This is a genomic window from Kocuria sabuli (genome assembly GCF_040981185.1).
In the GTDB taxonomy this organism is placed as follows: domain Bacteria; phylum Actinomycetota; class Actinomycetes; order Actinomycetales; family Micrococcaceae; genus Kocuria; species Kocuria sabuli.
Genome location: NZ_JAVHZE010000001.1, coordinates 297,632 through 323,841 on the forward strand (window position 1 = coordinate 297,632; position 26,210 = coordinate 323,841).

Sequence of the window (26,210 nt, forward strand, 5' to 3'; positions counted from 1 at the left end):
GGCGGGCTCAGTCGGCGTGCTCCACGCGGATGACGCCGGCGACGTCCTCGACGAAGGGCAGCTCGCGCAGGGCGTCCACCGTGGCCACGAGGTCCTTGTTCGCGCCCCGGTGGGTCACGAGCCGGATCTCGGACAGCTGCGGATCGCCGTGCGGGTGGTCCGTCTGCTGCATCGTGAAGATCGACACGCCGTGGTCTGCGAAGACCTGGGCGATCCGCGCCAGGACGCCGAGCCGGTCCTGGACCGTCAGGGTGATCGAGAAGCTCGTGCGGACGTCGTCCATCGGCGCGGCGGCCAGCTGGGCGTGCGGGTCCGCTCCCTGGGCCGGGCCGCCGAGCACGAGCCGGCGCGCGGCCGAGACGAAGTCGCCCAGCACGGCCGAGGCGGTGGGCGCCCCGCCCGCGCCCGCGCCGTAGAACATGAGGGACCCGGCGTTCGCGGCCTCGACGAACACCGCGTTGTAGGCCCCGTGCACACCGGCCAGCGGGTGCTCCCGCGGGATCATGGTCGGGGTGACGCGCAGGTTCACGCCGCCCGGGCAGCGCTCGCACACCGCCAGCAGCTTGATGACGTAGCCGGCCTCGCGGGCGGCCGCGACGTCCGCGGCGGTGACACCGGTGATGCCGCGGCAGTAGACGTCGTCGATGGTGAAGGTCGAGTGGAAGGCCAGGGACGCGAGGATCGCGGCCTTCGCGGCGGCGTCGTGGCCCTCGACGTCGGCGGTCGGGTCCGCCTCGGCGTAGCCCAGCCGCTGGGCCTCGGCGAGGGCGTCGTCGAACTGCGCGCCCGTGGTGTCCATCTGGTCGAGGATGTAGTTGGTGGTGCCGTTCATGATCCCCAGCACGCGGTCCACCCGGTCCCCCGCGAGGGAGTCCTGCATGGGGCGCACGATGGGGATCGCCCCGGCCACGGCGGCCTCGTAGGACAGGGGCACCCCGGCGGCGTCGGCCGCGTCCTGCAACTGCCGGCCGTGCCGGGCGATGAGCGCCTTGTTGCCCGAGATCACCGGCTTGCCGCCGTGCAGGGCCCGCAGGATGCGGCTGCGGGTCGGCTCGATGCCCCCCGTGAGCTCGATGACCACGTCCGCGGCGTCGATGAGGGCCTCGGCGTCGGTGGTGAACAGGCCCTCGGGCAGCTGCACGGTCCGCCGGGCGGCGAGGTCCCGGACGGCGATGCCGGTCAGCTCGATGGGGGCGCCCACGCGGGCGGCGAACTCGTCGCCGTGCTCGAGGAGGGTCCGGGCCACCTCGGCACCGACGTTGCCGGCCCCGAGCAGGGCCACCTTCACGGTCGTGGACGGACGGGTGGTCTCAGGTGTCGAGTCGCTCAATCAGGCTCCCAGGTCGCGGGCGAACAGGTCTTCTTCGGTCTCGCCCCGCACGATGAGCCGTGCCCCGGGCCGGTCCGCGTCGGTGCGCACGGCGACCACCGGGGGGCGGGCGATCCAGTTGTAGTTGCTGGCCAGCGCCCAGCAGTAGGCGCCCGTGGCCGGCACGGCCAGGACGTCGCCCGGCGCGAGGTCCGCGGGCAGGTAGACGTCGCGGACCACGATGTCGCCGGACTCGCAGTGCTTGCCGACCACCCGGGACAGGACGGGCGCGCCCTCCGCGCGGCGGTTGGCGAGCACGGCCGTGTAGTCCGCGCCGTAGAGCACGGGACGGGCGTTGTCGCTCATCCCGCCGTCCACCGAGACGTAGCGCCGCCGGGCGCCGTCCTCGACGGTCACGGTCTTCAGCGTGCCCACGGTGTAGAGGGTGCAGGCGGACGGCCCGGAGATCGCCCGTCCGGGCTCGATGGACAGGTGCGGGACCGCCATCCGCAGGGACCGCGCCGTGGACGCCACCTGGTCCGCGAGGGACTCGGCGATCTCGCGCGCCGGCCGCGGGGTGTCCGCCTCGGTGTAGGCGATGCCGTAGCCGCCGCCGAGGTCGAGCTCGGGCAGGGTCAGCCCGAAGCGCTCGTCGGCCCGGGCCATGAAGGCGAGCACCCGCTCGGCGGCCTTCCCGAAGCCGTCGGCGTCGAAGATCTGGGAGCCGATGTGGCAGTGGATGCCGCGCAGGTCGAGGGCGGGGTCCACCACGCACGCCGCGACGGCCTGCATCGCGGGGCTGTCCCCGCCGTCCTCGGGGGCGGCCAGGGAGAGGCCGAACTTCTGGTCCTCGTGGGCGGTGGCGATGAACTCGTGCGTGGACGCGTGCACCCCCGGGGTCACCCGGATCATCACCGGCGCCACGACCCCCAGGGTGCGCGCCAGGTGGGCCACGAGCTCGATCTCGCCGAGGGAGTCCACGACGATCCGCCCGAGCCCGTTGTCGAGGGCGCGGGTGATCTCGGCGGCCGACTTGTTGTTGCCGTGCAGCGCGATCCGGGCGGGCTCCATGCCGCCGCGCAGGGCGACGGCCAGCTCCCCGCCCGAGGACGTGTCGACGTTGAGTCCCTCGTCGCGGATCCAGCGCACGACCTCGGTGGTCAGGAAGGACTTCCCGGCGTAGTAGACGGAGACCTCCGCGCCGATCCGTGCGAACGCCTCGGTGAAGGCCTCGCGGAACTCCCGGGCGCGGGCCCGGAAGGTGTCCTCGGAGTAGACGTAGGAGGGGGTGCCGTAGCGCTCGGCGAGCTCCGTGACGGGGATCCCCGAGACGGTCAGCACGCCGTCGGCGTCGCGGTGGAACGCCCCGGGCCAGATGGCGGGGTCGAGGGCGTCGAGGTCCTCGGGCACGCTCAGCCACTCGGGTGCCAGGGGCGAGTCCTCGGTGCGGGTCGTCCGGTCGACGGTCATGCGGTCACATCCTCTCGGGGGCCGACACGCCGAGGACTCCGAGGCCGTTGGCCAGGACCTGGCGTGCGGCGTCGTTGAGCCACAGGCGGGTGCGGTGCAGGTCGGTGACGTCGTCGTCGCCCTGGGGGGCCACGCGGCAGACGTCGTACCAGCGGTGGTAGGTCCCGGCGATCACCTCGAGGTGGCGCGCCACCCGGTGCGGTTCCCGGAACTCGGCGGCCTGCGCGAGCACGGAGGGGTACTGCCCCAGGGCCGCGAGCAGCTCCCCCTCCATCGGGTGCTCGAGCAGGGCGGCGTCGAACACGGCCTCGCCGTCGGCGTCCGTGCGGGCGACCCCGGCGGCCTCGGCGTTGCGCCCGACGGCGCAGGTGCGGGCGTGGGCGTACTGCACGTAGAAGACCGGGTTCTCGTTGGACCGGCGGGTCAGCAGGTCCAGGTCGATGTCGATGTTGGAGTCCACGGAGAAGCGGGTCAGCGAGTACCGGGCGGCGTCCACGCCGACGGCCTCGACGAGGTCCTCCATGGTCACGACGTTGCCGGCGCGCTTGGACATCCGCACGGGCACCCCGTCCTTCACGAGGTTGACCATCTGGCCGATGAGCACCTCGACGCGGTCCGGGGAGTCCCCCAGCGCGGCCGCGGCGGCCTTGAGCCGCGCCACGTAGCCGTGGTGGTCGGCGCCGAGCATGTAGATGCACAGGTCGGCGCCGCGGTCGCGCTTGTCCTTGAAGTAGGCGATGTCCCCGGCGATGTAGGCCGCCTGGCCGTCCGACTTGATCACCACCCGGTCCTTGTCGTCGCCGTAGGCGCTCGAGCGCAGCCACCACGCGCCGTCCGCGAAGTACAGGGCGCCCGAGGTCTTGAGCTGCTCGAGCAGGCCCTCGACGGCGCCGTTCCCGAACAGGGACTGCTCGTGGAAGTACACGTCGAAGTCGACGCCGAACTCGTGCAGCGAGGACTTGATCTCCGCGAACATCAGCTCCACGCCCGCGGCCCGGAAGCCCTCCTGGGGGTCGGCGGAGTCCAGCACGCCGGGGTGCTGGGCGACGATCCGCTCGGCGATCTCGGTGATGTAGTCCCCGCCGTAGCCGTCCTCCGGGGCGGGCTCGCCCTGGGCGCGGGCCAGCAGGGAGCGGGCGAAGCGGTCGATCTGTGCGCCGTGGTCGTTGAAGTAGTACTCCCGCAGCACCTGCGCGCCCTGCGCCTCGAGCACCCGCGCGAGGGAGTCGCCCACCGCGGCCCAGCGGGTGCCGCCCAGGTGGACCGGGCCGGTGGGATTCGCGGAGACGAACTCGAGGTTGATGGACGTCCCGGCCAGCGAGTCCGCCGTGCCGAAGGCCTCGCCCTGCTCCACGATCGTGCGGGCGATCCCGCCGGCGGCGGCGGCGTCCAGGGTGATGTTGAGGAAGCCCGGGCCGGCCACGTCGACGGCGGCCACGCCGGCGGTGCCCTGCAGCCGGTCCTGGACGACGGCGGCGACGTCGCGGGGCGCACGGCCCACCTTCTTGGCGAGCTGCATGGCGATGTTGGTCGCCCAGTCCCCGTGCTCCCGGTTCTTCGGCCGCTCGATCCGCACCTCCGGCAGCTCGGCGCCGTCGCCGAGGGCGAGCTCGCCCTGGGCCACGGCGTCCTGCAGGCATGCGGATACGGCGAGAGAAAGTTGTTCTGGAGTCACCGGACCAGTGTAACCGGGCGTCGTGCAGGGCCCGTGCCGGGCGGTCGACGACAGCCCCGGAAAACCTGCTAGTATCGTCGAGGTTCATCGCCGAGGCGGTGAAAGGCCCGCGTAGCTCAGGGGATAGAGCGTCTGCCTCCGGAGCAGAAGGCCGTAGGTTCGAATCCTACCGCGGGCACCCAGCAGGACGAAGGCCCCGGACCGCATCGGTCCGGGGCCTTTCTCGTGCCCGCGGGCGGGCGCACCGCCGCCGCGTCAGTCGCGCTCGCGGGGGTCCTCCCCGGGCCGCCCCGGCCCGTGGCGGAACCCGTCGGGGTCGTAGGGGAGCACGGGACCGTCCCCGAACTGCTCGTCGAGCAGCAGGTCCTCCGGGTGGGGGCCCTCCCCCAGCGACCGGCGCCAGTTGAACCCGGTGACCGCCAGGGCCCCTCCGCCGAGCAGGGTCACGGCGCCCACGACGGCGACCACGACCCCGCGCGTGCCCAGCCCGGCGCCCTCCACCGCGGAGGCCCGCGCGAGGTGGTGGATCGCCTCGGGCACAGTGAACGTGGAGAGGAACAGCGCCACCACGCCCAGGGCCACCATCCACCCCCCGGTGCGTCGGCGGCGGGCGCGCTGCTCCTGAGTGGGCTCGGGCACGGTCGTGGCCTCCTGGGCTGGTGGGTTCTCGCGGGCGGACGGGGCGGGCCGGATCCGGCCCGCCCGCGCCGGTCGTGGACCGCCGGTCAGCGACCGTCCTCGGTCTTGACGCTCTCGAACAGCGTAGCGTCGTCGAAGGCGCCCTGCTCGGCCCCCGGCTGCAGCCGGCGGAACTGCTCCAGCAGGCCGGGCACCGTCATGGACCCCTTCTGCGCGGCGTCGAGCTCGAAGAGCACCCGCCCCTCGTGCATCATGATCAGCCGGTTGCCCAGGCGCAGCGCCTGCTCCATGTTGTGCGTGACCATCACCGTGGTCAGGTGCTGCTCGGCCACGATGTCCGCCGTCAGCCGCGACACCAGGTCCGCGCGCTGCGGGTCGAGGGCCGCGGTGTGCTCGTCGAGGAGCAGGATGCGCGGTTCGGAGAACGTGGCCATGAGCAGGGACAGCGCCTGGCGCTGGCCGCCCGAGAGCAGCCCGACCTTCGCGCCCAGCCGGTTCTCCAGACCGAGCTCGAGGCTCGCGAGCTTCTCCCGGAACAGCTCCCGGCGGCTGCCGGTCAGTCCGGGCACCAGCCCCCGGGACTTCCCGCGCTGCAGGGCGATGGCCATGTTCTGCTCGACCGTCATGGTCGGCGAGGAGCCCTTCATGGGGTCCTGGAAGACCCGGGAGAGGTACCGGGCGCGCTTGTGCTCGGGCAGACGGGTGACGTCGGCGTCGTCGACGCGCACGGTGCCGGTGTCCGGGATGAGGCTGCCCGAGATCGTGTTGAGGATCGTGGACTTCCCGGCGCCGTTGGAGCCGATGACGGTCAGGAAGTCCCCCTCCTGCAGGGTGAGGGACACCCCGGCGAGGGCGCGGCGCTCGTTGACGGTCCCGGCGAAGAACGTCTTGTGGACGTTGTCGATGGTGAGCACGGCTCAGGCACCTGCCTTCGTGGTCGCGGGGGTGTCGGTCAGGTCGTCGACCAGGCGGGCCGCCTGGCTGGCCATGTGCCGCTCCCGGCGGCGCCGGAAGAACTGCAGCTGCGGGACCACGAGCGCGAGCACCACGAGGACCGCGGAGATCAGCTTCATGTCGGACGGGTTGAGCCCGGCCTGCAGCGCCACGGTGATCACCAGGCGGTAGACGACCGAGCCGAGGACCACGGCGAGGGTCGCGACGACCACGGTGCGCGAGCCGAACAGGCCCTGGCCGAGGATCACGGAGGCGAGCCCGACGACGATCAGGCCGATGCCCATGCCGATGTCGGCGAAGCCCTGGTACTGGGCCACGAGGGACCCGGCCAGGCCCACGAGGCCGTTGGACAGGCACAGGCCCAGGATCTTCTGGTGGTCCGTGTTCACGCCGAAGGAACGGATCATGTCCGGGTTGTCGCCGGTGGCCTGCATGGCGAGCCCGGCGTCCGTGTAGAGGAACCAGTCGAGCAGCACCTTGACCACGGCCACGCCCAGCAGGAACAGCGCGATGCCGGTCCACGTCCCCTGCACGCCCAGCTCGGCGAGCGGGGTGAAGATCGTGTCCTCGCGCAGGAGGGAGAGGTTGGCCCGCCCGTCCATCACGCGCAGGTTGACGGAGTAGAGGGCGGTCATGGTGAGGATGCCCGCGAGCAGCCCGTTGATGTGGGCCTTGGTGTGCAGCAGGCCCGTGATGAGCCCGGCGAGCGCGCCGGTCACGAAGCCGGCGGCGGTGGCGAGCCAGGGGCTGCCGCCGCCGAGGATGATCATCGCCGTGGTGGCGGCGCCCGTGGTGAAGGACTGGTCGACCGTCAGGTCGGGGAAGTCGAGCACCCGGAACGTGAGGTAGACGCCCAGCGCCATGACCGCGTAGAGCAGTCCGAGTTCGATACCGGCTATCACTTCTGGTGGATCCGTTCTGCTTGGTGGGGCACCGGGTGCGTCCGCCGATCGGGCGGGCGCGCCCCGGCTGGGGTGGGGTGGGGCCGGACGGGCCGGCGCCCGGGGTCACCGGGCACCGGGCCGCGCCGCGGGTGCGGCCCGGAGCCTACTCGATGACCTGGTCGGCGGAGTCCTGCAGCTCCTGGGGGACCTCGACGCCCATCCGCTCGGCGGCCCGGAGGTTGATGACCAGCTCGGTCTCCTCCTGGGACTCCACGGGCATGGAGGCGGGGTCCGCCCCCTCGGCGAGGATGCGCACGGCCATCTCCCCGGTCTGGCGCCCGAGCTGCTCGTAGTCGATGCCCTGCGTGATGAGGGCTCCGCGCTCCACGGAGTCGCCCTCGCCGGCGATCAGGGGGATCTGCTTGGACTCGGCGGCGGAGATGACCGCCTCGAGACCGGAGACCACCTTGTTGTCGGTGGGGACGTAGATCGCGTCCGTGTCGAAGGACTCGGCCGCCTGGGCCACCTCGGAGGTGTTGGTCACGGTCTTCTCGACGACCTCGAGGCCCTCCTCCGCGGCGGCCTCCTTGGCCATGTCCACCTGGACCTGCGAGTTCGTCTCGCCCGAGCTGTAGATGATCCCGACGGACTCCGCCTCCGGGTCCAGCTGCTTGATCAGCGCGATCTGCTCGGCGACCGGGTTCATGTCCGTGGTGCCCGTGATGTTGCCGCCGGGGTTCTCCAGGGACTCGACGAGCCCCGCCTCCACCGGGTCGGTGACGGCGGTGAACAGCACGGGCCGGTCGGTGACGGCCTGGGCGACGCCCTGCGCCGAGGGCGTGGCGATGGCCAGGACGAGGTCGGCGTCCGAGGACGCGAGGTTCGACGCGATGGTGGTGGAGGTCCCCTGGTCGCCGGAGGCGTTCTGCAGGTCGAGGGTGAGGTTCTCCCCCTCCGTGTAGCCGCCCTCCTCGAGCGCGGCGACGAAGCCCTCGCGCGCGGCGTCGAGCGAGGGGTGCTCCACGAACTGGCTGATCCCGACGGTGGCCTCCTCGACGGCCGCCCCGGACTCCCCGGAGCCGGCGGCGCCCGGGGTGTCGGACCCGCCGCACCCCGTGAGCAGGAGGGCGGAGGAGGCGAGGGCCGCCGTCAACGGGAACAGACGCTTCATGGTGTGTCCTTTCTGGAACGGGTGATGCCAGGGATGTTACCTGCCGTTCGTTCGGCAAATGAGACCCGGCTCACAACTGGTGACGAAACGGCTCCGGCCGCGGGCCGTCCGGGCCCGATCGTCCACCGCCGCCGCGCCGTGCGGGGTCCTCGTCCCCGGTAGGATCGAGTGGTCATGCCAGCATCCCTCAGCAGCCCCCGCGCCATCGTCTACCCCGAGAACCTCCCGGTCTCCGCGCGCCGGGAGGACATCATGCGCGCGATCGCCGAGCACCAGGTGGTCGTGATCGCCGGCGAGACCGGCTCCGGCAAGACGACGCAGATCCCGAAGATGTGCCTCGAGCTCGGCCTGGGCGAGCAGGGGCTCATCGGCCACACCCAGCCGCGGCGGATCGCGGCGCGCTCCGTCGCCGAGCGCATCGCCTCCGAGCTGGGCGAGAAGATCGGCGGGACGGTCGGCTACCAGGTCCGCTTCACCTCCGAGGTGGGCCCCGACTCCCGGATCAAGCTGATGACCGACGGCATCCTGCTCGCCGAGATCCAGCACGACCGGCTGCTGCGCCGGTACTCGACGATCATCATCGACGAGGCGCACGAGCGCTCCCTGAACATCGACTTCCTGCTGGGCTACCTGCGGCGGATCCTGCCCCGGCGCCCGGACCTCAAGGTGATCATCACCTCGGCCACGATCGACCCCGAGCGCTTCGCCCGGCACTTCGCGCCGGGGGCCCCGGAGCACCTCGGGGCGGACGGGACGGACGGGGGCGCCGCGCCCGAGCCGGCGCCGGTCATCGAGGTCTCCGGCCGCACCTACCCCGTGGAGGTCCGCTGGCGCCCGCTGTCGGAGCCCCGCTCCGGGGACGGCGGGCAGGACGCCGACGACGTCGGGGACGGCCTGGAGGACGAGGACCGGGACCCGATCGACGCGGTCTGCGACGCCGTCGAGGAGCTCGCCTCCGAGGCGCCCGGGGACATCCTGATCTTCTTCGCCGGCGAGCGGGAGATCCGTGACGCCCAGGAGGCGCTGGAGGCCGCCCTCAAGCGGATCCGGGGGATGACCGGCACCGAGGTGCTCCCCCTGTTCGGCCGGCTGTCGATGGCGGAGCAGCACCGGGTGTTCGCACCGTCGGGCCGGCGGCGGATCGTGCTGGCCACCAACGTGGCCGAGACGTCCCTGACCGTCCCGGGCATCAAGTACGTGATCGACCCCGGCACCGCCCGCATCTCCCGGTACTCGTCGCGCACCAAGGTGCAGCGCCTGCCGATCGAGCGCATCTCGCAGGCCTCGGCGAACCAGCGCGCGGGCCGCTGCGGGCGCGTCTCCGACGGCATCTGCATCCGGCTCTACTCGGAGGAGGACTACCTCTCCCGCCCGGAGTTCACCGACCCCGAGATCCTGCGCACCAGCCTCGCGTCCGTGATCCTCCAGATGACCTCGGTGGGGGTCGTCAAGGAGCCCGGGGACATCGAGCGCTTCCCGTTCGTGGAGCCGCCGGAGTCCCGGGCCGTCAAGGACGGCGTGGCCCTGCTGCGGGAGCTCGGCGCCCTGAAGGAGGCCCGGGGCGCCACCCCGCGGGGGCACCGGGACGAGGACGCCGGCGGGCCGCTGACCCCGGTCGGGCGCCAGCTGGCGCAGCTGCCGGTGGACCCGCGGCTGGGCCGGATGATCGTGGAGGCCGACAAGCGGGGCTGCGCGCGGGAGGTCATGGTCCTCGCGGCGGCGCTGACCGTCCAGGACCCCCGGGAGCGGCCCCTCGAGAAGCGCCAGCAGGCCGACGAGCTGCACAAGCGGTTCTTCGACGAGAACTCCGACTTCACCAGCTGGCTGCTGCTGTGGCGCTACGTCCAGGAGCAGCAGGAGGAGCTGTCCTCGACGCGGTTCCGGAAGCTGTGCCAGCGGGAGTTCCTGAACTTCCTGCGGATCCGCGAGTGGCAGGACCTCTACGCCCAGCTGCGCCAGATGGGCCAGCAGGTCGGCATCCGGGTCGGGAAGGGGCGCGAGGTGGACCCCGCCGGGAAGGAGCGGGAGATCCACGTCTCGCTGCTGGCGGGGCTGCTCAGCCACATCGGGCTCAAGGACGAGCGCAAGCGCGAGTACCAGGGCGCGCGCGGCTCCCGGTTCGCCGTCTTCCCCGGCTCCAACCTGTTCAAGAGGTCCCCGGACTGGATCATGTCCGCGGAGCTCGTGGAGACCTCCCGGCTGTGGGCGCGCGCCAACGCCGCGATCGACCCCCTGTGGGCCGAGGAGCTCGCTCCGCACCTGGTCAAGCGCAGCGTCTCGGAGCCGCACTGGTCCCGCGCCCAGGGCTCCGTGATGGCCTACGAGAAGGTCACCCTCTACGGCGTGCCCGTGGTCGCGCAGCGCCGGATCAACTTCTGGCGGGTGGACCCGGCCCTGGCGCGGGAGCTGTTCCTCCGCCACGCCCTCGTCGAGGGCGACTGGCAGACCCGCCACCGGTTCTGGGCGCGCAACCGCAAGCGCCTGGCCGAGGTCGAGGAGCTCGAGAACCGGCTGCGCCGCAAGGACCTGCGGGTCGACGACGAGGCCCTGTTCGAGTTCTACGACGCCCGGATCCCGGCGTCGGTGGTCTCGGCGCGGCACTTCGACGCGTGGTGGAAGAAGGCCCGGCACCAGGACGAGCACCTGCTCGACCTCGACCCCGAGGACCTCATCGCCGAGGACGCCCCCGACTACGACGAGTCCCTGTACCCGCGCCAGTGGGTGCGCCGGACCCGCGACGGGGAGCTCGTGCTGGACCTCGCCTACGAGTTCGCCCCGGGCTCGGAGCAGGCCGACGGCGTGACCGTGCGCGTGCCCGTGCTCTTCCTCAACCAGCTGGACCCGGCGCAGTTCCGGTGGCAGATCCCCGGCTTCCGCACGGAGCTGGTGACCGCCCTCATCCGGTCCCTGCCGAAGGCCGTGCGGCGCCACTTCGTGCCCGCCCCGGACGTCGCCCGCCAGGCCGTGCAGCGGCTGCAGGAGGACTTCGACCCCGCCGTCGACGCCCTCGAGCCCTCCCTGGAGCTGGTGCTGCGCCGGCTGAAGGGGCACGTGGTGCCCCCCGGGTCCTGGAACTGGGACGCGGTCCCGGCGCACCTGCGCATGCGCTTCGAGGTGCGGGACCGCCGCAACCGGGTGCTCGGCGAGGGCCAGGACCTCGAGCTGCTCAAGACCGAGCTGCACGACGAGATCCGGGCGGCCCTGGCCGAGTCCCTGGGCGCGGTCCCGTCGGCCGACGGCCCCGGTGCCGCACCGTCCGGGGCCTCCGGGCGCGCGGGCCGGCCCTCCCCCGCCCCGCGGCCGGCGGCCGGCCCGGCGGCGCCGTCGCTGGAGCGCACCGGGCTGACCGCGTGGCCGGAGCCGGACCTGCCCCGCAGCGCGGAGACCACCGTGGCGGGCCAGCGGATCACCGGCTGGCCGGCCCTCGTCCCCGAGCGGCCGCGGGAGCGCAAGGACCAGCAGCCGGGCCGGCGGACCGCGGGCCGGGACGCCACCGTGGCGGTGCGCATCCTGCCCTCCGCCGAGGAGCAGCGGGCCGCCCAGCGCCGCGGGGTGATCACCCTGCTGCTGCTGCGCGTCCCCTCCCCCGAGCGCTACGTCCTCGAGCACCTCAACAACAAGGAGAAGCTCGTCTTCACGCAGAACCCGCACGGGTCCGTGACCGAGCTCATCGCCGACTGCACGGTCGCCGCGATCGACAAGCTGACCCCGCCCGAGCCGCCGTTCACGCGCCCCGAGTACGACGCCCTGCACGAGAACGTGCGCGCCGAGCTCATCGACACGGTCTTCCAGGTCACGGCGCTGGTGGAGCAGGTCCTCTCCGGCGCCTCCCGGATCCGCAAGCAGCTCAAGCGGGCGCCGTCCCTCGCCGCGGTGAACTCGCTCAACGACGTCAAGGCCCAGCTGGAGCACCTCGTGCACCCCGGGTTCGTGGCGGCCACCGGCTACGACCAGCTCCAGCACCTGCCCCGCTACGTGCGGGCCATGGAGGTGCGGCTGGAGAAGCTCGCGGGGCACCTGCAGCGGGACACCGTGAACATGCTGGCCGTGCAGAAGCTCGAGGACGACTACGACGCCGCACTGGACTCCCTGCCGCCCTCGGCGCCGGTGCCGGAGGATCTGCGCCGGGTGGCGTGGATGCTCGAGGAGCTGCGGGTCTCCCTGTTCGCCCAGGAGCTGGGCACCGCCCACACCGTCTCGGAGAAGCGGATCCGCAAGGCCCTCAAGGACGCCCTGGAGGCCGCCCGCACCTGATCCGGCCGCCGGCCCCGCTCAGGACCGGGGGACTGAGCTCCCGTGCCCGGCCTCGACCAGGGCCGCCCGGATCCGCTGGGCGGCCTCGTCCATCGCCGCCGGGTCCGGGTGCCGGTCCGCGTTGGCGAACTGGAACTGCTCGACCGTGTTCGCGGGCCAGACGTGCACGTGGGTGTGCGGGACCTCGAAGCCCTGGATCATCTGGCCCACCCGCCGGGGGCGCCACACGGCGTCGAGGGCCCGGCCGATCCTCCAGGAGACCACCATCAGGTGCGCGGCCAGGTCCTCGGGCAGGTCGATCCAGTGGTCGTACTCCTCGCGGGGGACCACCAGGGTGTGCCCCGGCCCCAGCGGCTCGATGGACAGGAACGCGACGCAGCGCTCGTCCTGCCACACGAAACGGCCGGGGATCTCTCCCTCGATGATCTTGGTGAAGACGGTGCTCACAGCTGCTCCTCGTCCGTGGTGGTGTCCGTGCTGGTGGTGTCGGTGGTGGTGCTGCCCGGGTGCCCTCCGCCGCGGGGCGGGGCTACAGGCGCACGCGCTCGCCGGTGTCGAGGTGGCGGTACTCGGCCCCGTACTTCGCGGCGAACGCCGTCAGCTGACCCTCGATGATGCCGAAGCCGTTGGCCGAGAGCAGGCCGTCGTGGATCTGGAAGACCCGCTGCGGGCGGACGGCCACGACGAAGTCGATCACCTCCGAGAGCTTGTTCCACGGCGCGTGGATCGGGGCCAGCAGCACCGGGACCATGCGCCCGTGCGGGACCACGAACGAGTCGCCGGGGTGGTACACGGTGTCGTTGACCAGGTAGCCCACGTTGTCGACCGTGCGGATGAGCGGGTGGATCAGCGCGTGCTGGCCGCCGAAGGTCCGCACCGTGAAGCCCTCCAGCTCGAGCACCGTCTCGGGCTCGGCGTCGTGGACGGCGCAGCCCTCGCCCAGGGCCTGCCGCAGCCCGGCGGCCACCGGCGCCGGGGCGTGCACCTGGAGCTCCGGGTGAGCCCGCAGGTGCTCCTGGACGGGCTCCGCGTCCAGGTGGTCCGGGTGCACGTGGGTGACCAGCAGGACGTCGGCCCCGTCCAGGGCCTGCGCGAGCTCCTCGGGCCCGGAGAAGTTCCCCGGGTCGATGACCAGGACCCGGCCCTCGTTCTCAAGCCGGACGCACGAGTGGGTGTACTTGATCAGCTCCATGGGCCCAGCCTAGCCCGGCGCCCCGGCCGGTTCCGGGGGCGTGTCGGCCGCCGCCTTGTTAAGCTGGTGGCCTGCCGCGGACGGGACCGGACGGCGGCCGCCGGTGCGGAGCACCGGCGGAACGGATCGAGGAGAGGACGAGGCGTGAGCGCGAGAACCAGCGGAGGCGGCGCCGGGGAGGTCCGCAGCACCCGGCAGCGCCGTGCCGTCGCCCAGGCCCTCGCGTCCCTGGAGGACTTCATCTCCACGCAGGACCTGCACGCGCTGCTGCGGGAGCGCGGCGAGTCCGTCTCCCTGGCCACGACCTACCGGGTCCTGCAGTCGATGTCCGAGCTCGGGGAGCTGGACGTCCTGCGCAGCGACGACGGCGAGGCCATCTACCGCCGCTGCGCCGCAGAGCACCACCACCACCACCTGGTGTGCCGCAGCTGCGGCGCCGCCGTGGAGCTCGAGGCGCCCACGGTCGAGGAGTGGGCCGGGCGCACCGCCGCCGCCCACGGCTTCACCGAGGTGGACCACACGATCGAGATCACCGGCCTGTGCGCCGCCTGCAGCGCGCGGCGCGCCGGTGGCTGAGCCCCGGGGCGCCTTCGTCCTGGCGGTCAACCCCCACGCCGGCCGCGGCCGGGCCCTGGCGGACGCCCACCGGGCGGCGGAGCTGCTGCGCACCGACGGGGACGAGGCCGTGGTGCTCTGCGCCGCGGACCTCGGGGCCCTGCTGCGGCTGGTCCGCGACGAGCTGCGGGCCCGCGCCCTCACGGCCCGCGCCCTCGTGGTCGTGGGCGGGGACGGCATGGTGCAGGCCGGCCTCGGAGTGCTCGCGGAGCTCGCCGGGCAGGGCGTGGAGATCCCCCTGGGCGTGGTGGCCTGCGGCACCGGCAACGACCTCGCCCGTCACTTCGCGGTCCCGCTGGAGGACCCGGTGGCCGCGGCGGGGCGGATCCTGCGCCGGCTCGCCGACCCGGTCCCGCGGCGCCTCGACGTCGGCCGCGTGCGCTTCCCGGACGGGCGCACCGTCTTCTTCGGGACCGCCCTGTGCGCCGGCTTCGACGCCGTGGTCAACGAGCGCGCCAACCGGTGGCTGCGCCCCACCGGGTCCGCCAAGTACCTGCTGGCGGTCCTCGTGGAGCTCGTGCGGCTGCGCACCGTCCACTACCGGCTGGACATCGAGGACGCCGGCGGGCGGCGCCGCACGGAGCACCGGGAGGGCGTGCTCCTGAACGTGGCCAACACCTCCTCGGTCGGCGGCGGGCTGCCGATCGTGCCCGGCGCCCGGGCGGACGACGGGCTGCTGGAGCTGTTCACCGTGGCGCCCCTGGGCCGGGCCCGGCTGCTGTCCCTGCTGCCGCGGCTGGTCTCGGGCCGCCACGTGGAGCTGGACTGCGTGCGGATCGAGCGGGTGCGCTCGGTGGGGGTGGAGTCACCGGGGGTCACGGCCTACGCGGACGGGGAGCGCCTCGGGCCTCTGCCCCTGCGCGTGGACGTGCTGCCCGCGGCGGTGCGAATCCTGGCCTGAGCCCCGCGGCGGCGCCGGTTCAGCGGCGGCCGCGCACCGCCGAGGCCGCGCGCGAGAGGATCCAGACCACGAAGGAGATCGTGGTGACGTAGGGGCTGATCGGCAGCGACCCGCCGAGGGCGAGCAGGATCCCGCCGACCATCGCGAGCTCCGCGAACACCACGGACAGCACCACGATCCGCGCCGGGGAGGCCGTGAGGTTCATGGCCGCCGCGGCGGGCGTGATCAGCAGCGCGAGCACGAGCAGCGCCCCGACGATCTGCACGGACAGCGCGACCGCGATGCCCAGCAGCACCATGAAGGCGACCGACAGCCCCCGCACAGGCAGGCCCTTCGCGCGGGCCACGACCGGGTCCGCGCTCGCGAACGTCAGCGGCCGCCACATCGCCACGAGCCCGATCAGCACCACGGCGGAGAGCACGGCCATCTCGGTCAGCTGGACGGTGTCCACGGAGACGATCTGACCCGTGAGCAGCGAGAACTTGTTGGCCGAGCGGCCCTGGTACAGCGACAGGAACAGGATGCCCAGTCCCAGGCCGAAGGGCATGAGCACGCCCACGACCGAGTTCGTCTCGCGCGCCCGCAGCCCCATGACGGCCATGATGAGGGCCGCCAGCACCGAGCCCAGCAGCGAGCCGGTGACCACGTCCGCGCCCACCAGGAGAGCGGCGGCCGCCCCCGCGAAGGAGAGCTCGGCGATCCCGTGCACCGAGAACGCGAGGTCGCGCATCATCACGAACGTGCCGACCACCCCGCCCACGAGCCCGAGCAGGGCGCCGGCCCAGATGGAGCTGCTGAGCAGGGCGACGAGCTCGCCGTAGTTCTCGAAGACGAAGACCGAGGAGAGCACCCGGTCCCAGTCGAGCGCGGCCGCCGGCACGGCAGGGCTCACAGGGCCAGCTCCTGGGCGTCGTGCGTGTGGTGGGAGCTGTCGGGGTGGCCGACGACGACGACGCGGCCGCCGGTGCGCACCACGTCGATGCGGGTGCCGTAGAGCTCCGAGAGGACGTCCCCGCGCAGCACCTCGTCGGGGGTCCCCACCCGGAACCGGCCGCCGGCCAGGTAGAGGATCCGGTCGACGTGCTCGATGATCGGGTTGATCTCGTGGGTCACGAAGACCACGGCCGCGCCCGTGCGCCGCCGCTGGGCGTCCACCAGCTCGCTCACCGCGTGCTGGTGGTGCAGGTCGAGGGAGAGCAGGGCCTCATCGCACAGCAGCAGCTCCGGGTCCGAGGCGATCGCCTGGGCGATCCGCAGCCGCTGCTGCTCGCCGCCGGAGAGCGTGCCCACGGGGGCGTCGGCGTAGGAGCCGGCGCCCACGAGCCCGAGCAGCTCGTCGACGCGCCGCCGGCGGGCGCGGGAGCGCAGCCGGATCCCCCAGCGGTGCCCGTCGACGCCCAGGCCCACGAGGTCGCGCCCGCGCAGCGGGGTGCCGGCCCCGAACGCCCGCTGCTGGGGGACGTAGCCGATCCGCCCGGAGCCGCGCCGGGCCGGGCCGCCGGCGATCTGCACCGTGCCCTCCCGGAGGGGCAGGAGGCCGAGCAGGACCTTCAGGAAGCTGGTCTTGCCGGTGCCGTTGCCGCCGAGGACGGCGAAGTACTCGCCCTCGTGGATGTCGAGGTCCAGGCCCTCCCACAGGACGCGGTCGCCGAACGCCAGGCCGGCTCCGCGCAGGGAGACGACCGGGCGTGCCCCGTGGCTCATCCGGCGGCCGTGCCGCTGGTGGTCGGGCGCAGGCTCGTGAGGGCCTCCGTGACGGCGGTGACGTTCTGGTCCATCCACTCGAGGTAGCTCGTGCCCTCGGGCAGGGTCTCGGTGAACTCGACGACGGCGGCGCCGGCGGCCCGGGCGTCGTCGCGCAGCTGCTCGGTCTGGCCCGAGGACGTCTGCGCGTTGAACGCCAGCAGCTGGACGTGGCCGTCCTGCAGCTCCTCGCGCACCCGGCGCAGCACGAGCGGGGGCACGTCAGTGCCGTTCTCGACGGCCGCCGTGAACTCCGCCGGGGTGTCGTCGTGGAGCCCGGCGTCCTCGAGCAGGTAGACGGCCACGGGCTCGGTGGCCACGAAGGCCGCGTTGTCGGCCGGCGTCTCGGAGATCCGCTGCTTCAGGGCGTCGAGCCGGTCGGAGAAGGCGTCCGCGTTGGACCGGTACTCGGAGGCACCGTCCGCGTCGAGCTCGGCGAGCCGGTCGGCGACCGCCGTGGCGACCTCGTCCATCGCGTCCAGGTCGTACCAGACGTGCTCGTTGGCCCCGCCGTGCTCGTGCTCCTCGTGCTCGTGGCCCTCGTGCGGCTCCGCCGCCTCCTCCTCGGCCTGCCCGGCGTGCCCGGAGACCTCGTAGGCCTCCACGACCGGGGTCTGCCCGGCACCGGCCAGGTCCTCCATGAACGCGTCGTAGCCCCCGCCGTTGAGGACCACGAGGTCGGCGTTCTCCACCGCGAGCCGGTCCTGGGCGGTCGCCTCGTAGGAGTGCGGGTCCTGGGCCGTGGAGTCGATGACCGGGTCCACGACGACGGCGTCCCCGCCGACCTCGCGCACGATGTCGGCGTAGACGGACGTGGTCGTCACGACGGTCAGCCCGTCGGCGGCCGCGGTGTCCTCGGCGGACCCGCCGGCGCACGCGGTCACGCCCAGGAGCACGGCCCCCGCCAGGGCGGAGGTGCGGAGCGGACGGTGCGGGCGCGCGGTCAGCGGCAGTGCGGTCATGGCGGATCCGTTTCTGCGCGGCCGGGCCCGGTCCGGGACGGCCGCGTGGTGTCGGGGACACTGCCCCGGTATGAGAATGGTTTTCATTAGCCCACCCATGCTACCAAGGCGCCGGGGCGGCGACAACGCCGCCGGCCCGCCGTGGGGACGTCACGGCGGGCCGGCGGGGTGGCTCAGCGCGGAGGCTCGGAGAAGTCCACCCGGTCCCCGCGGCGCTGGCGCCGGTCCTGCGTGGTGTCGCGGATCTCCCCCACGAGCTCCTCGATGACGTCCTCGAGGAACAGCACGCCCAGGGTCCGCCCGCCCGCGTCGACCACGCGGGCCAGGTGCGAGCCGGTGCGCTGCATCGCCGCGAGCGCGTCGTCGATCTCGATCTCGGGGCGCAGGTTCGCCAGCGAGCGGACGCGGGTCACCGGCACCGGCTCGTTGTAGCGGCTCTCCGGGATGGAGAGCACGTCCTTGATGTGCAGGTAGCCGTTGAGCACGCCGTCGCCCTCGGTCAGCGCGAAGCGCGAGAAGCCCGTGCGGGCCACGGCCTTCTCGACCTCCGCCGGGGACACCTCCTCCGGGAGGGTCACGAGCTGGTGCAGCGGCACCATGACGTCGGCGGTGCGCTTGGAGGAGAACTCGAGGGCCCCGGAGAGCAGGCCGGTGTCGTCGGCCACGGTGCCCTCCTTCGTGGACTCCGCGACGATGGACTGCAGCTCGTCGAGGGTGAAGGTGGAGGAGACCTCGTCCTTCGGCTCGATGCCCATGAGCTTCAGCAGGTGGTTGGCCGACCAGTTCAGGGACGCGATGACCGGCTTGACCACCCGGGAGACGAACACGAGCGGCGGCGCGAGCAGCAGCACCGCCCGGTCCGCGGCCGAGACGGACATGTTCTTCGGCACCATCTCGCCGAAGACCACGTGCAGGAAGGTCACCACCACCAGCGCCGTGAGGAAGCCGCTGACGTCGGCCACCTCCACCGGCACGCCCAGGTGCTCCAGCGGACCGGAGACGATGTGGTGCAGCGCGGGCTCGGAGATGTTGAGGATCAGCAGCGAGCACACCGTGATGCCCAGCTGGCAGCAGGCCAGCATGAGCGAGACGTGCTCCATCGCGTACAGCGCGGTGCGCGCGCGCTTGTTGCCGGCCTCGGCGAGCGGCTCGATCTGGCTGCGCCGCGCGGACATGACGGCGAACTCGCCGCCCACGAAGAACGCGTTGCCGGCCAGGAGCACCACCAGCCACGCCAGCCCTGCCCAGTCGCTCATCGTGCCTCCTCCCCGGTCACCGCGGACCCGGCGTCCTGCTCCTCGCCCGCGGACGGGACGAAGCGGATGCGGTCCACGCGCCGGACGTCCATCCGGGCGACCTCGAGCGTCCCGCCCTGGACGGGCACCGCGTCCCCGGGCTCCGGGATCTTCCCCAGCCGGTCCATCATGAACCCGCCCATGGTCTCGTAGGCGGGCCCGTCCTCGATGTCGAGCTCGGTGATCTGCTCGGAGACCTCGTCGGGGCGCATCAGACCGGGGAAGTACCACTCCCCCGTGGCGGACTGCAGGGCCCCGAGGCTGAGCCGGTCGTGCTCGTCGGAGACCTCCCCGACGACCTCCTCCACGAGGTCCTCGAGCGTGACGACACCGGCGGTGCCGCCCCACTCGTCGACGACCACGGCCATCTGCAGACCCCCGGAGCGCAGCTGCACGAGCAACGAGTCCAGGTGCACGGTCTCGGGCACGCGCAGGACGTCCTCCATGATCGCCCCGCACTCCAGGGCGGGGCGCCGCTCGCCCGGGACGGCCACGGCCTTCTTCATGTGCACCACGCCGCGGACGTCGTCCGGGGAGTCGTCCATCACGGGGAAGCGGGAGTGCCCGGTGCGGGAGGCGAGCCCCACGACGTCGGCCACGGAGTCGTGGGAGTCGAGCATCTGCACGCGGATCCGCGGCGTCATGACGTCCGCGGCCGTGCGCTCGGCGAACGTCAGCGTCTTGGCCACGAACGTGGCGGTGCCGGCGTCGAGGGTGCCCATCTTCGCGGAGCGGCGCACCATCGAGGACAGCTCCTCGGGCGAGCGCGCGCCGGAGAGCTCCTCCTTCGCCTCCATGCCGAACAGGTGCAGCACACGGTTGGCCACGCCGTTGAGCCCGAGCACGAAGGGCTTGAACATCGCGGTGAACACCAGCTGCGGGCGGGCGACGAGGCGCCCGACCCGGAAGGCCTCCGCGATGGCCCAGTTCTTGGGGACCAGTTCGCCCAGCAGCATCGACAGCAGCGTGGAGATCAGCATGGACAGGGCCAGGGTGGCCCCGCCGGCGGCCGGCACGGAGAGTCCGGTGAGCTCGGCGATCGGCTCCCGCAGGAAGGACTGGAGCGCCAGGTCCAGCGTGTAGCCGGTGAGCAGGGTCGTGAGGGTGATGCCCAGCTGGCAGCTCGAGAGCTGCGTGGACAGGGACTTGAGGCACTTCAGCAGGGGCTCGGCCGCGCGGTCGCCCTGGGCGACCGCGCGGCGGACCGTGGTCTGGTCCAGGGCCACGAGGGAGAACTCCACGGCCACGAAGAAGCCCGTGCCCAGGATCAGGAGCAGACCCGTGGCCAGCAGCAACCACTCCATCAGGCGCTGCCTCCCCGGGGGGACCGCCGGCCGGGGGCCGGGCGGTCGGAGGCTGGTGGGGGGTCGGTGGGTGAGCCGGCGCTGGGGCCGCGGCGGGGGGCGCCGCGGCCGGGCCGGCAACTACTGAACGTGTCCATGAGAGCTCCAGAGTACCGGAGCGGGGGCCCTCAGCGTGTGGTCACGACCAGCTGACCGGGCGCGCCCTGCCCTCCTCGTAGCCGGAAGCGGACTGGATGCCGACCACCGCGCGCGCCGCGAACTGCTCGAGGCTCGTGGCCCCCGCGTAGGTCATGGAGCTGCGCACGCCGGCCGTGATCTGGTCCACGAGGTCCTCCACGCCCGGGCGCTCGGGGTCCAGGTACATCTTGGAGCTGGAGATGCCCTCCTCGAACAGGCCCTTGCGCGCCCGGGCGAAGGCGCCCTCGGCCCGGGTGCGCTCGCGCACCGCGCGGGTCGAGGCCATCCCGAAGCTCTCCTTGTACATCCGGCCGTCGGCGTCCACGTTCAGCTCGCCGGGGCCCTCGTGCGTGCCGGCGAACCACGAGCCGATCATCACCTGGCTGGCGCCGGCCGCGAGCGCGAGGGCGACGTCGCGGGGGTGCTTCACCCCGCCGTCGGCCCAGACGTGCCGGCCCAGCCCGGCGGCCGCCTCGGCGCACTCGAGCACGGCGGAGAACTGGGGCCGGCCCACGGCCGTCATCATCCGGGTGGTGCACATCGCCCCGGGGCCGACGCCGACCTTGACGATGTCGGCCCCGGCGTCCACGAGGTCCTGCACGCCGTCGGCGGTGACCACGTTGCCCGCCACGACCGGCACGTCCGGGGCCGCCGCGCGGACCTGCTCGAGGGCCTCGATCATCTTGCGCTGGTGGCCGTGGGCGGTGTCCACCACGAGCACGTCCACCCCGGCGTCCAGCAGCGCCCGGGCCTTGCCGCGGACGTCGCCGTTGATGCCCACCGCGGCGCCCACCCGCAGCCGGCCGCCGGCGTCGAGCGCGGGGGTGTAGATCGTCGAGCGGACGGCGCCCTTGCGCGTCAGCACGCCCACGACCGTCTCGCCGTCGAGCACCGGGGCCACGTGCGCCCGGGTCTGGGTCAGGCGGTCGTAGGCGGCGGCCAGGACCTCGTCGCCGGACCCGGCGCGCACGTCCGCGAGCGGGAACACCGGGGCGTCGGTGCGCATGATCGAGCCGAGCTGGGTGAAGCGGTCCACCTCGGCGCAGTCCGCGGCGAGCACCACCCCGCGGTAGGAGCGGTCCGGACCGCACACCACGACGGCGCCGTGGGGGCGCTTGTGCATGACGCCGAGGGCGTCGTGGACCGTGTCCTCCGCTCCCAGCACCACGGGCGTCTCGAAGCGCGGCGAGCGGTCCTTGACCCAGGACGTCACCTCCGCGATGACGTCGAGCGGGATGTCCTGCGGGAGGATGCCCAGGCCGCCGCGCCGGGCCAGCGTCTCGACCATGCGCCGGCCGGTGACCGCCGTCATGTTCGCCGCGACCAGGGGGACCGTGGCCCCCGTGCCGTCGCGCGGCGTCAGGTCGACGTCGAACCGGGAGGTCACCCGGGAGCTGGCGGGGACGAGGAAGACGTCGCTGTAGGTCAGGTCCGACGTGGGGGGGTTGAGGAATCGCACGCCCACCAGTCTAGCCGGGGACCCGCGACACGCACCCTCGTGCGGGGGACGCGGACTAGCCATGCCACCGCGCAGATCACTAGACTCGCCGGAGGTACGGCCGCGCCCGGTTCACGACCGTCCGGCAGGTCCGGAGGAGGACGCCGGCGGCTGTCGCGGGAGACGGCCGGCGACGAACACCGGCGGCGGGACCGGATGCTGCTGGGACCGACATCGCGGAGACCGGTCTGAACGGTCCCCGCGCGATCAACCTATGGAAGAGGCGTATTCCCCGTGCCACATCAGCCACAGCACCCCATCCCTGAAGAATTCGCAGGTAACGAGTGGCTCGTCGACGAACTGTTCGAGAAGTACCGGTCGGACAAGAACTCCGTGGACGAGAAGTGGTGGCCCATCTTCGAGGCGATGAACGCTGACAACGGCGGCGCGACGGAGCAGTCGGGCGCCGCCGAGGCCCCGGCCGCGCCGAGCGCGGCCCCGAAGGCTCCTGCCCCCCGCCCCGCCCCCGCGCAGCCCAAGGCCGCGGCCGCCCCCCAGCCGCCCGCCGGCCAGAAGAGCGCCCCCCCGAAGAGCGACGCCCCGGCACCCTCCGCTTCGACGACGAAGCCCGCCGCGGCCCCGCCCGCCACGAAGTCCGGCGCCAAGGCCGAGGGCCGCCCCGAGGGCGGCCAGGGCGAGACCGAGGCGCGCAAGCCCATCCCGGCGCAGCCCGCCCGGGCCCGCGCCAGCGCGCCCAGCCAGGAGGCCCCCGCGGAGGACAAGGTCGTCAAGCTCCGCGGACCCGCCAAGGCCGTGGCCGCCAACATGGACGCCTCGCTCACGGTGCCGACCGCCACGACGGTGCGCGCGGTCCCCGCGAAGCTGCTGATCGACAACCGGATCGTGATCAACAGCCACCTCGCCCGCAACCGCGGCGGCAAGGTCTCCTTCACGCACCTGATCGGCTACGCCGTGGTGAAGGCGCTGGCCAACTACCCGTCCCAGAACGTCGTCTACGACGAGGAGGACGGCAAGCCGGTGGCCGTGCACCCCGCGCACGTGAACTTCGGCATCGCCATCGACATCCCGAACAAGGACGGCTCCCGCAACCTCGTGGTGCCGAACATCAAGGGCGCGGAGGCGATGTCCTTCCTGCAGTTCTGGAACTCCTACGAGGACATCGTGCGCCGGGGGCGCAAGAACGAGCTCACCATGGAGGACTACAAGGGCACCACCGTGTCCCTGACCAACCCCGGCGGCATCGGCACCGTGCACTCCGTGCCCCGGCTGTCCAAGGGACAGGCCTGCATCGTCGGCGTGGGCGCCCTGGACCACCCCGCCGAGTACCGGGGCTCCTCCCCGAAGACCATCGCCCGGCACGCGGTCTCGAAGATCATCACGCTGACCTCGACCTACGACCACCGCGTGATCCAGGGCGCGGGCTCCGGCGAGTTCCTGCGCCTGATCGAGAGCTACCTGCTGGGCGGGGAGAACTTCTACGACGAGATCTTCGAGGCCCTGCGGATCCCCTACGAGCCCGTGCGCTGGGCCGTGGACAACCAGGTCAACCCCGAGATCCAGGTCAACAAGGTCGCCCGGATCCAGCAGCTCATCCACGCGTACCGCGTCCGCGGGCACCTCATGGCGGACACCAACCCGCTCGAGTACGTGATGCGCAAGCACCCCGACCTGGACATCCGCACGTACGGGCTGTCGCTGTGGGACCTCGAGCGCGAGTGGCCCACCGGGGGCTTCGGCGGCGCGGACGTCCTGAGCCTGCGCACCATCCTGGGCCGGCTGCGCGACGCCTACTGCCGCACCCTCGGCGTGGAGTACATGCACCTGCAGGAGCCGGAGGAGCGGGAGTGGTTCCAGGAACAGCTCGAGCACGGCTACCAGAAGCCCAGCCGTGAGGAGCAGTTCCGCATCCTCGGCCGGCTCAACGCCGCCGAGGCCTTCGAGACGTTCCTGCAGACCAAGTACGTGGGCCAGAAGCGCTTCTCCCTCGAGGGCGGCGAGTCCCTGATCCCGCTGCTGGACCAGGTCATCTCCGACGCCGCCGACGCCGGGCTCGCCGGCGTCGGCATCGCCATGGCCCACCGCGGCCGGCTCAACGTGCTCACCAACATCGCCGGCAAGTCCTACGCCCAGGTCTTCCGGGAGTTCGAGGGCAGCCAGGACCCGCGCACCACCGAGGGCTCCGGCGACGTGAAGTACCACCTCGGCACGGAGGGCTCCTTCACCTCCGACAACGGCAACGAGACCCAGGTCTACCTGGCCGCGAACCCGTCCCACCTCGAGGCGGCCGACCCGGTGATCGAGGGCATCGCCCGGGCCAAGACCGATGTCCTGGGCGCCGGGCCCGAGGGCGACGGCACGTTCCCGGTGCTGCCGATCCAGGTGCACGGCGACGCGGCCTTCGCGGGCCAGGGCGTGGTGGCCGAGGTCCTGCAGATGGCCCTGCTGCCCGGCTACACCGTGGGCGGCACCATCCACGTCGTCGTGAACAACCAGGTGGGCTTCACCACCTCCCCGGCCGCGGCGCGCTCCACGACCTACGCGACGGACATCGCCAAGGGTCTGCAGGCGCCGATCTTCCACGTCAACGCCGACGACCCCGAGGCCGTCACGCACGTGGGGCAGATGGCGTTCGCCTACCGCCAGGCCTTCCACAAGGACGTCATCATCGACCTGGTCTGCTACCGGCGCCGCGGCCACAACGAGGGCGACGACCCCTCGATGACCCAGCCGCTGATGTACAACCTCATCGAGGAGAAGCGCTCCACCCGCAAGATCTACACCGAGAACCTCGTGGGCCGCGGCGACATCACCCAGGAGGAGGCGGACCGGGCGCTGAAGGACTACCAGGAGCGCCTGGAGCGGGTCTTCGCAGAGTCCCACGAGGCGCAGACCTCCTCCATCCCCCTGGTCACCGGCGACTCCGCGGCGATCTCGAACATCGAGCGCCCCTCCGCCCAGCAGGCGGACTCCGGGGTCTCGGTCCCGCGGAGCACGGCGATCTCCACCGAGGCCGCCGAGCGGATCGGCGCGGTGCACGTGGAGGTCCCCGAGGACTTCACCGTGCACAAGAAGCTGCAGAAGCTGCTCGAGCGCCGCGACGCGATGACCCGCGAGGGCGGCGTGGACTGGGGCATGGGCGAGCTGATGGCCTTCGGGTCCCTCATGATGGAGGGCATCCCGGTCCGCATGTCCGGTCAGGACGTGCGGCGCGGGACCTTCACCCAGCGCCACGCGGTCTTCTTCGACGCCGGCACCGGCGCGGAGTGGACCCCGCTCAACCACCTCTCCGGCGACCAGGCCCAGCTGGCGATCTACAACTCGCTGCTGTCCGAGTACGGCGTGCTGGGCTTCGAGTACGGCTACTCCGTGGAGCGGCCCGACGCCCTGACCGTCTGGGAGGCCCAGTTCGGCGACTTCATCAACGGCGCCCAGATCGTCGTGGACGAGTTCATCTCCTCGGCGGAGCAGAAGTGGGGACAGCGCTCCTCGCTGGTCCTGCTGCTCCCCCACGGCTTCGAGGGACAGGGCCCGGACCACTCCTCGGCCCGGATCGAGCGGTTCCTCCAGCTGTGCGCCGAGAAGAACATGGTCGTGGCCAACCCGTCGACCCCGGCCAGCCACTTCCACCTGCTGCGCCGGCAGGCCTACAGCCGCCCCCGCAAGCCGCTGATCGTGGCCACGCCGAAGCAGCTGCTGCGGCTCAAGGCGGCGGCCTCCCCGATCGAGGAGTTCACGTCCGGCACGTTCCGCCCGGTGATCGGCGACCAGGGCGGGCTCAACGCCTCCGAGGTCACCGACGTCGTCCTGGTCTCGGGCCGGCTCTACTACGACCTCGTGTCGGCGCGCGACGAGCGCAAGGACCGGAGCACCGCGATCGTCCGCGTCGAGCAGCTCTACCCGCTGCCGCTCGCGGAGATCCGGGAGGAGCTCGGCAAGTACCCGGAGGCACGTCTCACCTGGGCCCAGGACGAGCCCGCCAACCAGGGGGCCTGGCCGTTCATGGCCGTCAACCTGGTCCCGCAGCTCGACCGCAAGGTGCGCCTGGCGTCCCGCCCGGCCTCGGCGTCCCCGGCCAACGGCTCGGCCAAGCGCCACGCCGCCGAGCTCGAGACCCTGGTGCAGACCGCCTTCGAGCAGGACTGAGCCCGTGCGGGACGGCGGGGGCCCGCGCCCCCGCCGTCCCGCACGTCCCCGGCGAGCGGCGCC

19 protein-coding genes and 1 tRNA gene are annotated in these 26,210 nt (G+C 72.8%); 5 read left to right on the forward strand and 15 right to left on the reverse strand.

What is annotated here, in order from left to right; all coding sequences use genetic code 11:
• Positions 1 to 7: 7 nt before the first annotated feature.
• From RE027_RS01390 to argS, 3 genes are read right to left on the reverse strand one after another with little or no spacing between them, the layout of a single operon-like run.
• On the reverse strand, positions 8 to 1,330 hold the full coding sequence (locus RE027_RS01390; protein ID WP_368806440.1) for a homoserine dehydrogenase: 1,323 nt from the start codon (positions 1,328 to 1,330) through the stop codon (positions 8 to 10).
• Complete coding sequence (gene lysA / locus RE027_RS01395) at positions 1,331 to 2,779, reverse strand: diaminopimelate decarboxylase (RefSeq protein ID WP_368806441.1); 1,449 nt, start codon at positions 2,777 to 2,779, stop codon at positions 1,331 to 1,333.
• A gap of 4 nt (positions 2,780 to 2,783) precedes the next feature.
• Positions 2,784 to 4,454 (reverse strand): arginine--tRNA ligase, encoded by a 1,671-nt coding sequence (gene argS, locus RE027_RS01400; protein WP_368806442.1) that lies wholly within the window; start codon positions 4,452 to 4,454, stop codon positions 2,784 to 2,786.
• Between the two features lie 105 nt (positions 4,455 to 4,559).
• Between argS and RE027_RS01405 the strand changes: the two genes are divergently transcribed.
• A tRNA-Arg gene (locus RE027_RS01405) sits at positions 4,560 to 4,632 on the forward strand.
• A gap of 77 nt (positions 4,633 to 4,709) precedes the next feature.
• Here the strand turns inward: RE027_RS01405 and RE027_RS01410 are convergent.
• From RE027_RS01410 to RE027_RS01425, 4 genes are all read right to left on the reverse strand, one after another.
• A complete protein-coding gene (locus RE027_RS01410) occupies positions 4,710 to 5,093 on the reverse strand; it encodes a hypothetical protein (protein ID WP_368806443.1) in 384 nt (127 codons plus the stop codon).
• An 86-nt stretch (positions 5,094 to 5,179) separates the two neighbouring features.
• Positions 5,180 to 6,007, reverse strand: a complete 828-nt coding sequence (locus RE027_RS01415; protein WP_368806444.1) for an ABC transporter ATP-binding protein — start codon at positions 6,005 to 6,007, stop codon at positions 5,180 to 5,182.
• Between the two features lie 3 nt (positions 6,008 to 6,010).
• Positions 6,011 to 6,949, reverse strand: a complete 939-nt coding sequence (locus tag RE027_RS01420; protein WP_368806445.1) for an ABC transporter permease — start codon at positions 6,947 to 6,949, stop codon at positions 6,011 to 6,013.
• A 145-nt stretch (positions 6,950 to 7,094) separates the two neighbouring features.
• Positions 7,095 to 8,102 (reverse strand): ABC transporter substrate-binding protein, encoded by a 1,008-nt coding sequence (locus RE027_RS01425; RefSeq protein ID WP_368806446.1) that lies wholly within the window; start codon positions 8,100 to 8,102, stop codon positions 7,095 to 7,097.
• Between the two features lie 174 nt (positions 8,103 to 8,276).
• Here RE027_RS01425 and hrpA point away from each other — a divergent pair, with 174 nt between their 5' ends.
• Positions 8,277 to 12,356 (forward strand): ATP-dependent RNA helicase HrpA, encoded by a 4,080-nt coding sequence (hrpA, locus tag RE027_RS01430; RefSeq protein WP_368806447.1) that lies wholly within the window; start codon positions 8,277 to 8,279, stop codon positions 12,354 to 12,356.
• A gap of 18 nt (positions 12,357 to 12,374) precedes the next feature.
• Here the strand turns inward: hrpA and RE027_RS01435 are convergent, their stop codons facing one another.
• Positions 12,375 to 12,803: an HIT family protein gene (locus RE027_RS01435; protein WP_368806448.1), complete on the reverse strand. Its 429-nt coding sequence runs from the start codon at positions 12,801 to 12,803 to the stop codon at positions 12,375 to 12,377.
• 82 nt (positions 12,804 to 12,885) lie between these two features.
• Positions 12,886 to 13,548 carry an MBL fold metallo-hydrolase gene (locus RE027_RS01440; RefSeq protein ID WP_368806449.1) on the reverse strand — a complete coding sequence of 221 codons (663 nt, stop codon included), beginning with the start codon at positions 13,546 to 13,548 and terminating at the stop codon, positions 12,886 to 12,888.
• 144 nt (positions 13,549 to 13,692) lie between these two features.
• On the opposite strand from RE027_RS01440, the gene RE027_RS01445 reads away from it, so the two are divergent.
• Positions 13,693 to 14,124 (forward strand): Fur family transcriptional regulator, encoded by a 432-nt coding sequence (locus RE027_RS01445; protein WP_368806450.1) that lies wholly within the window; start codon positions 13,693 to 13,695, stop codon positions 14,122 to 14,124.
• Complete coding sequence (locus RE027_RS01450) at positions 14,117 to 15,064, forward strand: diacylglycerol kinase family protein (RefSeq protein WP_368806451.1); 948 nt, start codon at positions 14,117 to 14,119, stop codon at positions 15,062 to 15,064. The genes RE027_RS01445 and RE027_RS01450 overlap by 8 nt, the downstream gene beginning before the upstream one ends.
• Before the next feature lie 19 nt (positions 15,065 to 15,083).
• Here RE027_RS01450 and RE027_RS01455 read toward each other — a convergent pair whose 3' ends face one another.
• The 6 genes from RE027_RS01455 to guaB1 form a co-directional block, all read right to left on the reverse strand.
• A complete protein-coding gene (locus tag RE027_RS01455; RefSeq protein ID WP_368806452.1) occupies positions 15,084 to 15,956 on the reverse strand; it encodes a metal ABC transporter permease in 873 nt (290 codons plus the stop codon).
• Entirely contained in the window at positions 15,953 to 16,768 is an 816-nt protein-coding gene (locus tag RE027_RS01460; protein ID WP_368806453.1) for a metal ABC transporter ATP-binding protein, read from the reverse strand. Before RE027_RS01460 ends, RE027_RS01455 begins: the two co-directional genes overlap by 4 nt.
• Positions 16,765 to 17,769: a metal ABC transporter solute-binding protein, Zn/Mn family gene (locus tag RE027_RS01465; RefSeq protein ID WP_368806454.1), complete on the reverse strand. Its 1,005-nt coding sequence runs from the start codon at positions 17,767 to 17,769 to the stop codon at positions 16,765 to 16,767. The genes RE027_RS01460 and RE027_RS01465 overlap by 4 nt, the downstream gene beginning before the upstream one ends.
• A 173-nt stretch (positions 17,770 to 17,942) precedes the next feature.
• On the reverse strand, positions 17,943 to 19,025 hold the full coding sequence (locus tag RE027_RS01470; RefSeq protein ID WP_368806455.1) for a hemolysin family protein: 1,083 nt from the start codon (positions 19,023 to 19,025) through the stop codon (positions 17,943 to 17,945).
• Positions 19,022 to 20,368 (reverse strand): hemolysin family protein, encoded by a 1,347-nt coding sequence (locus tag RE027_RS01475; RefSeq protein ID WP_368806456.1) that lies wholly within the window; start codon positions 20,366 to 20,368, stop codon positions 19,022 to 19,024. Before RE027_RS01475 ends, RE027_RS01470 begins: the two co-directional genes overlap by 4 nt.
• Positions 20,369 to 20,546: 178 nt before the next feature.
• The gene (gene guaB1 / locus RE027_RS01480; RefSeq protein ID WP_368806457.1) at positions 20,547 to 22,004 is read right to left on the reverse strand and encodes a GMP reductase; all 1,458 of its coding nucleotides are present in this window, start codon (positions 22,002 to 22,004) and stop codon (positions 20,547 to 20,549) included.
• A gap of 273 nt (positions 22,005 to 22,277) precedes the next feature.
• Between guaB1 and RE027_RS01485 the strand changes: the two genes are divergently transcribed.
• Positions 22,278 to 26,147 carry a multifunctional oxoglutarate decarboxylase/oxoglutarate dehydrogenase thiamine pyrophosphate-binding subunit/dihydrolipoyllysine-residue succinyltransferase subunit gene (locus RE027_RS01485; RefSeq protein WP_368806458.1) on the forward strand — a complete coding sequence of 1,290 codons (3,870 nt, stop codon included), beginning with the start codon at positions 22,278 to 22,280 and terminating at the stop codon, positions 26,145 to 26,147.
• Positions 26,148 to 26,210: the final 63 nt, after the last annotated feature.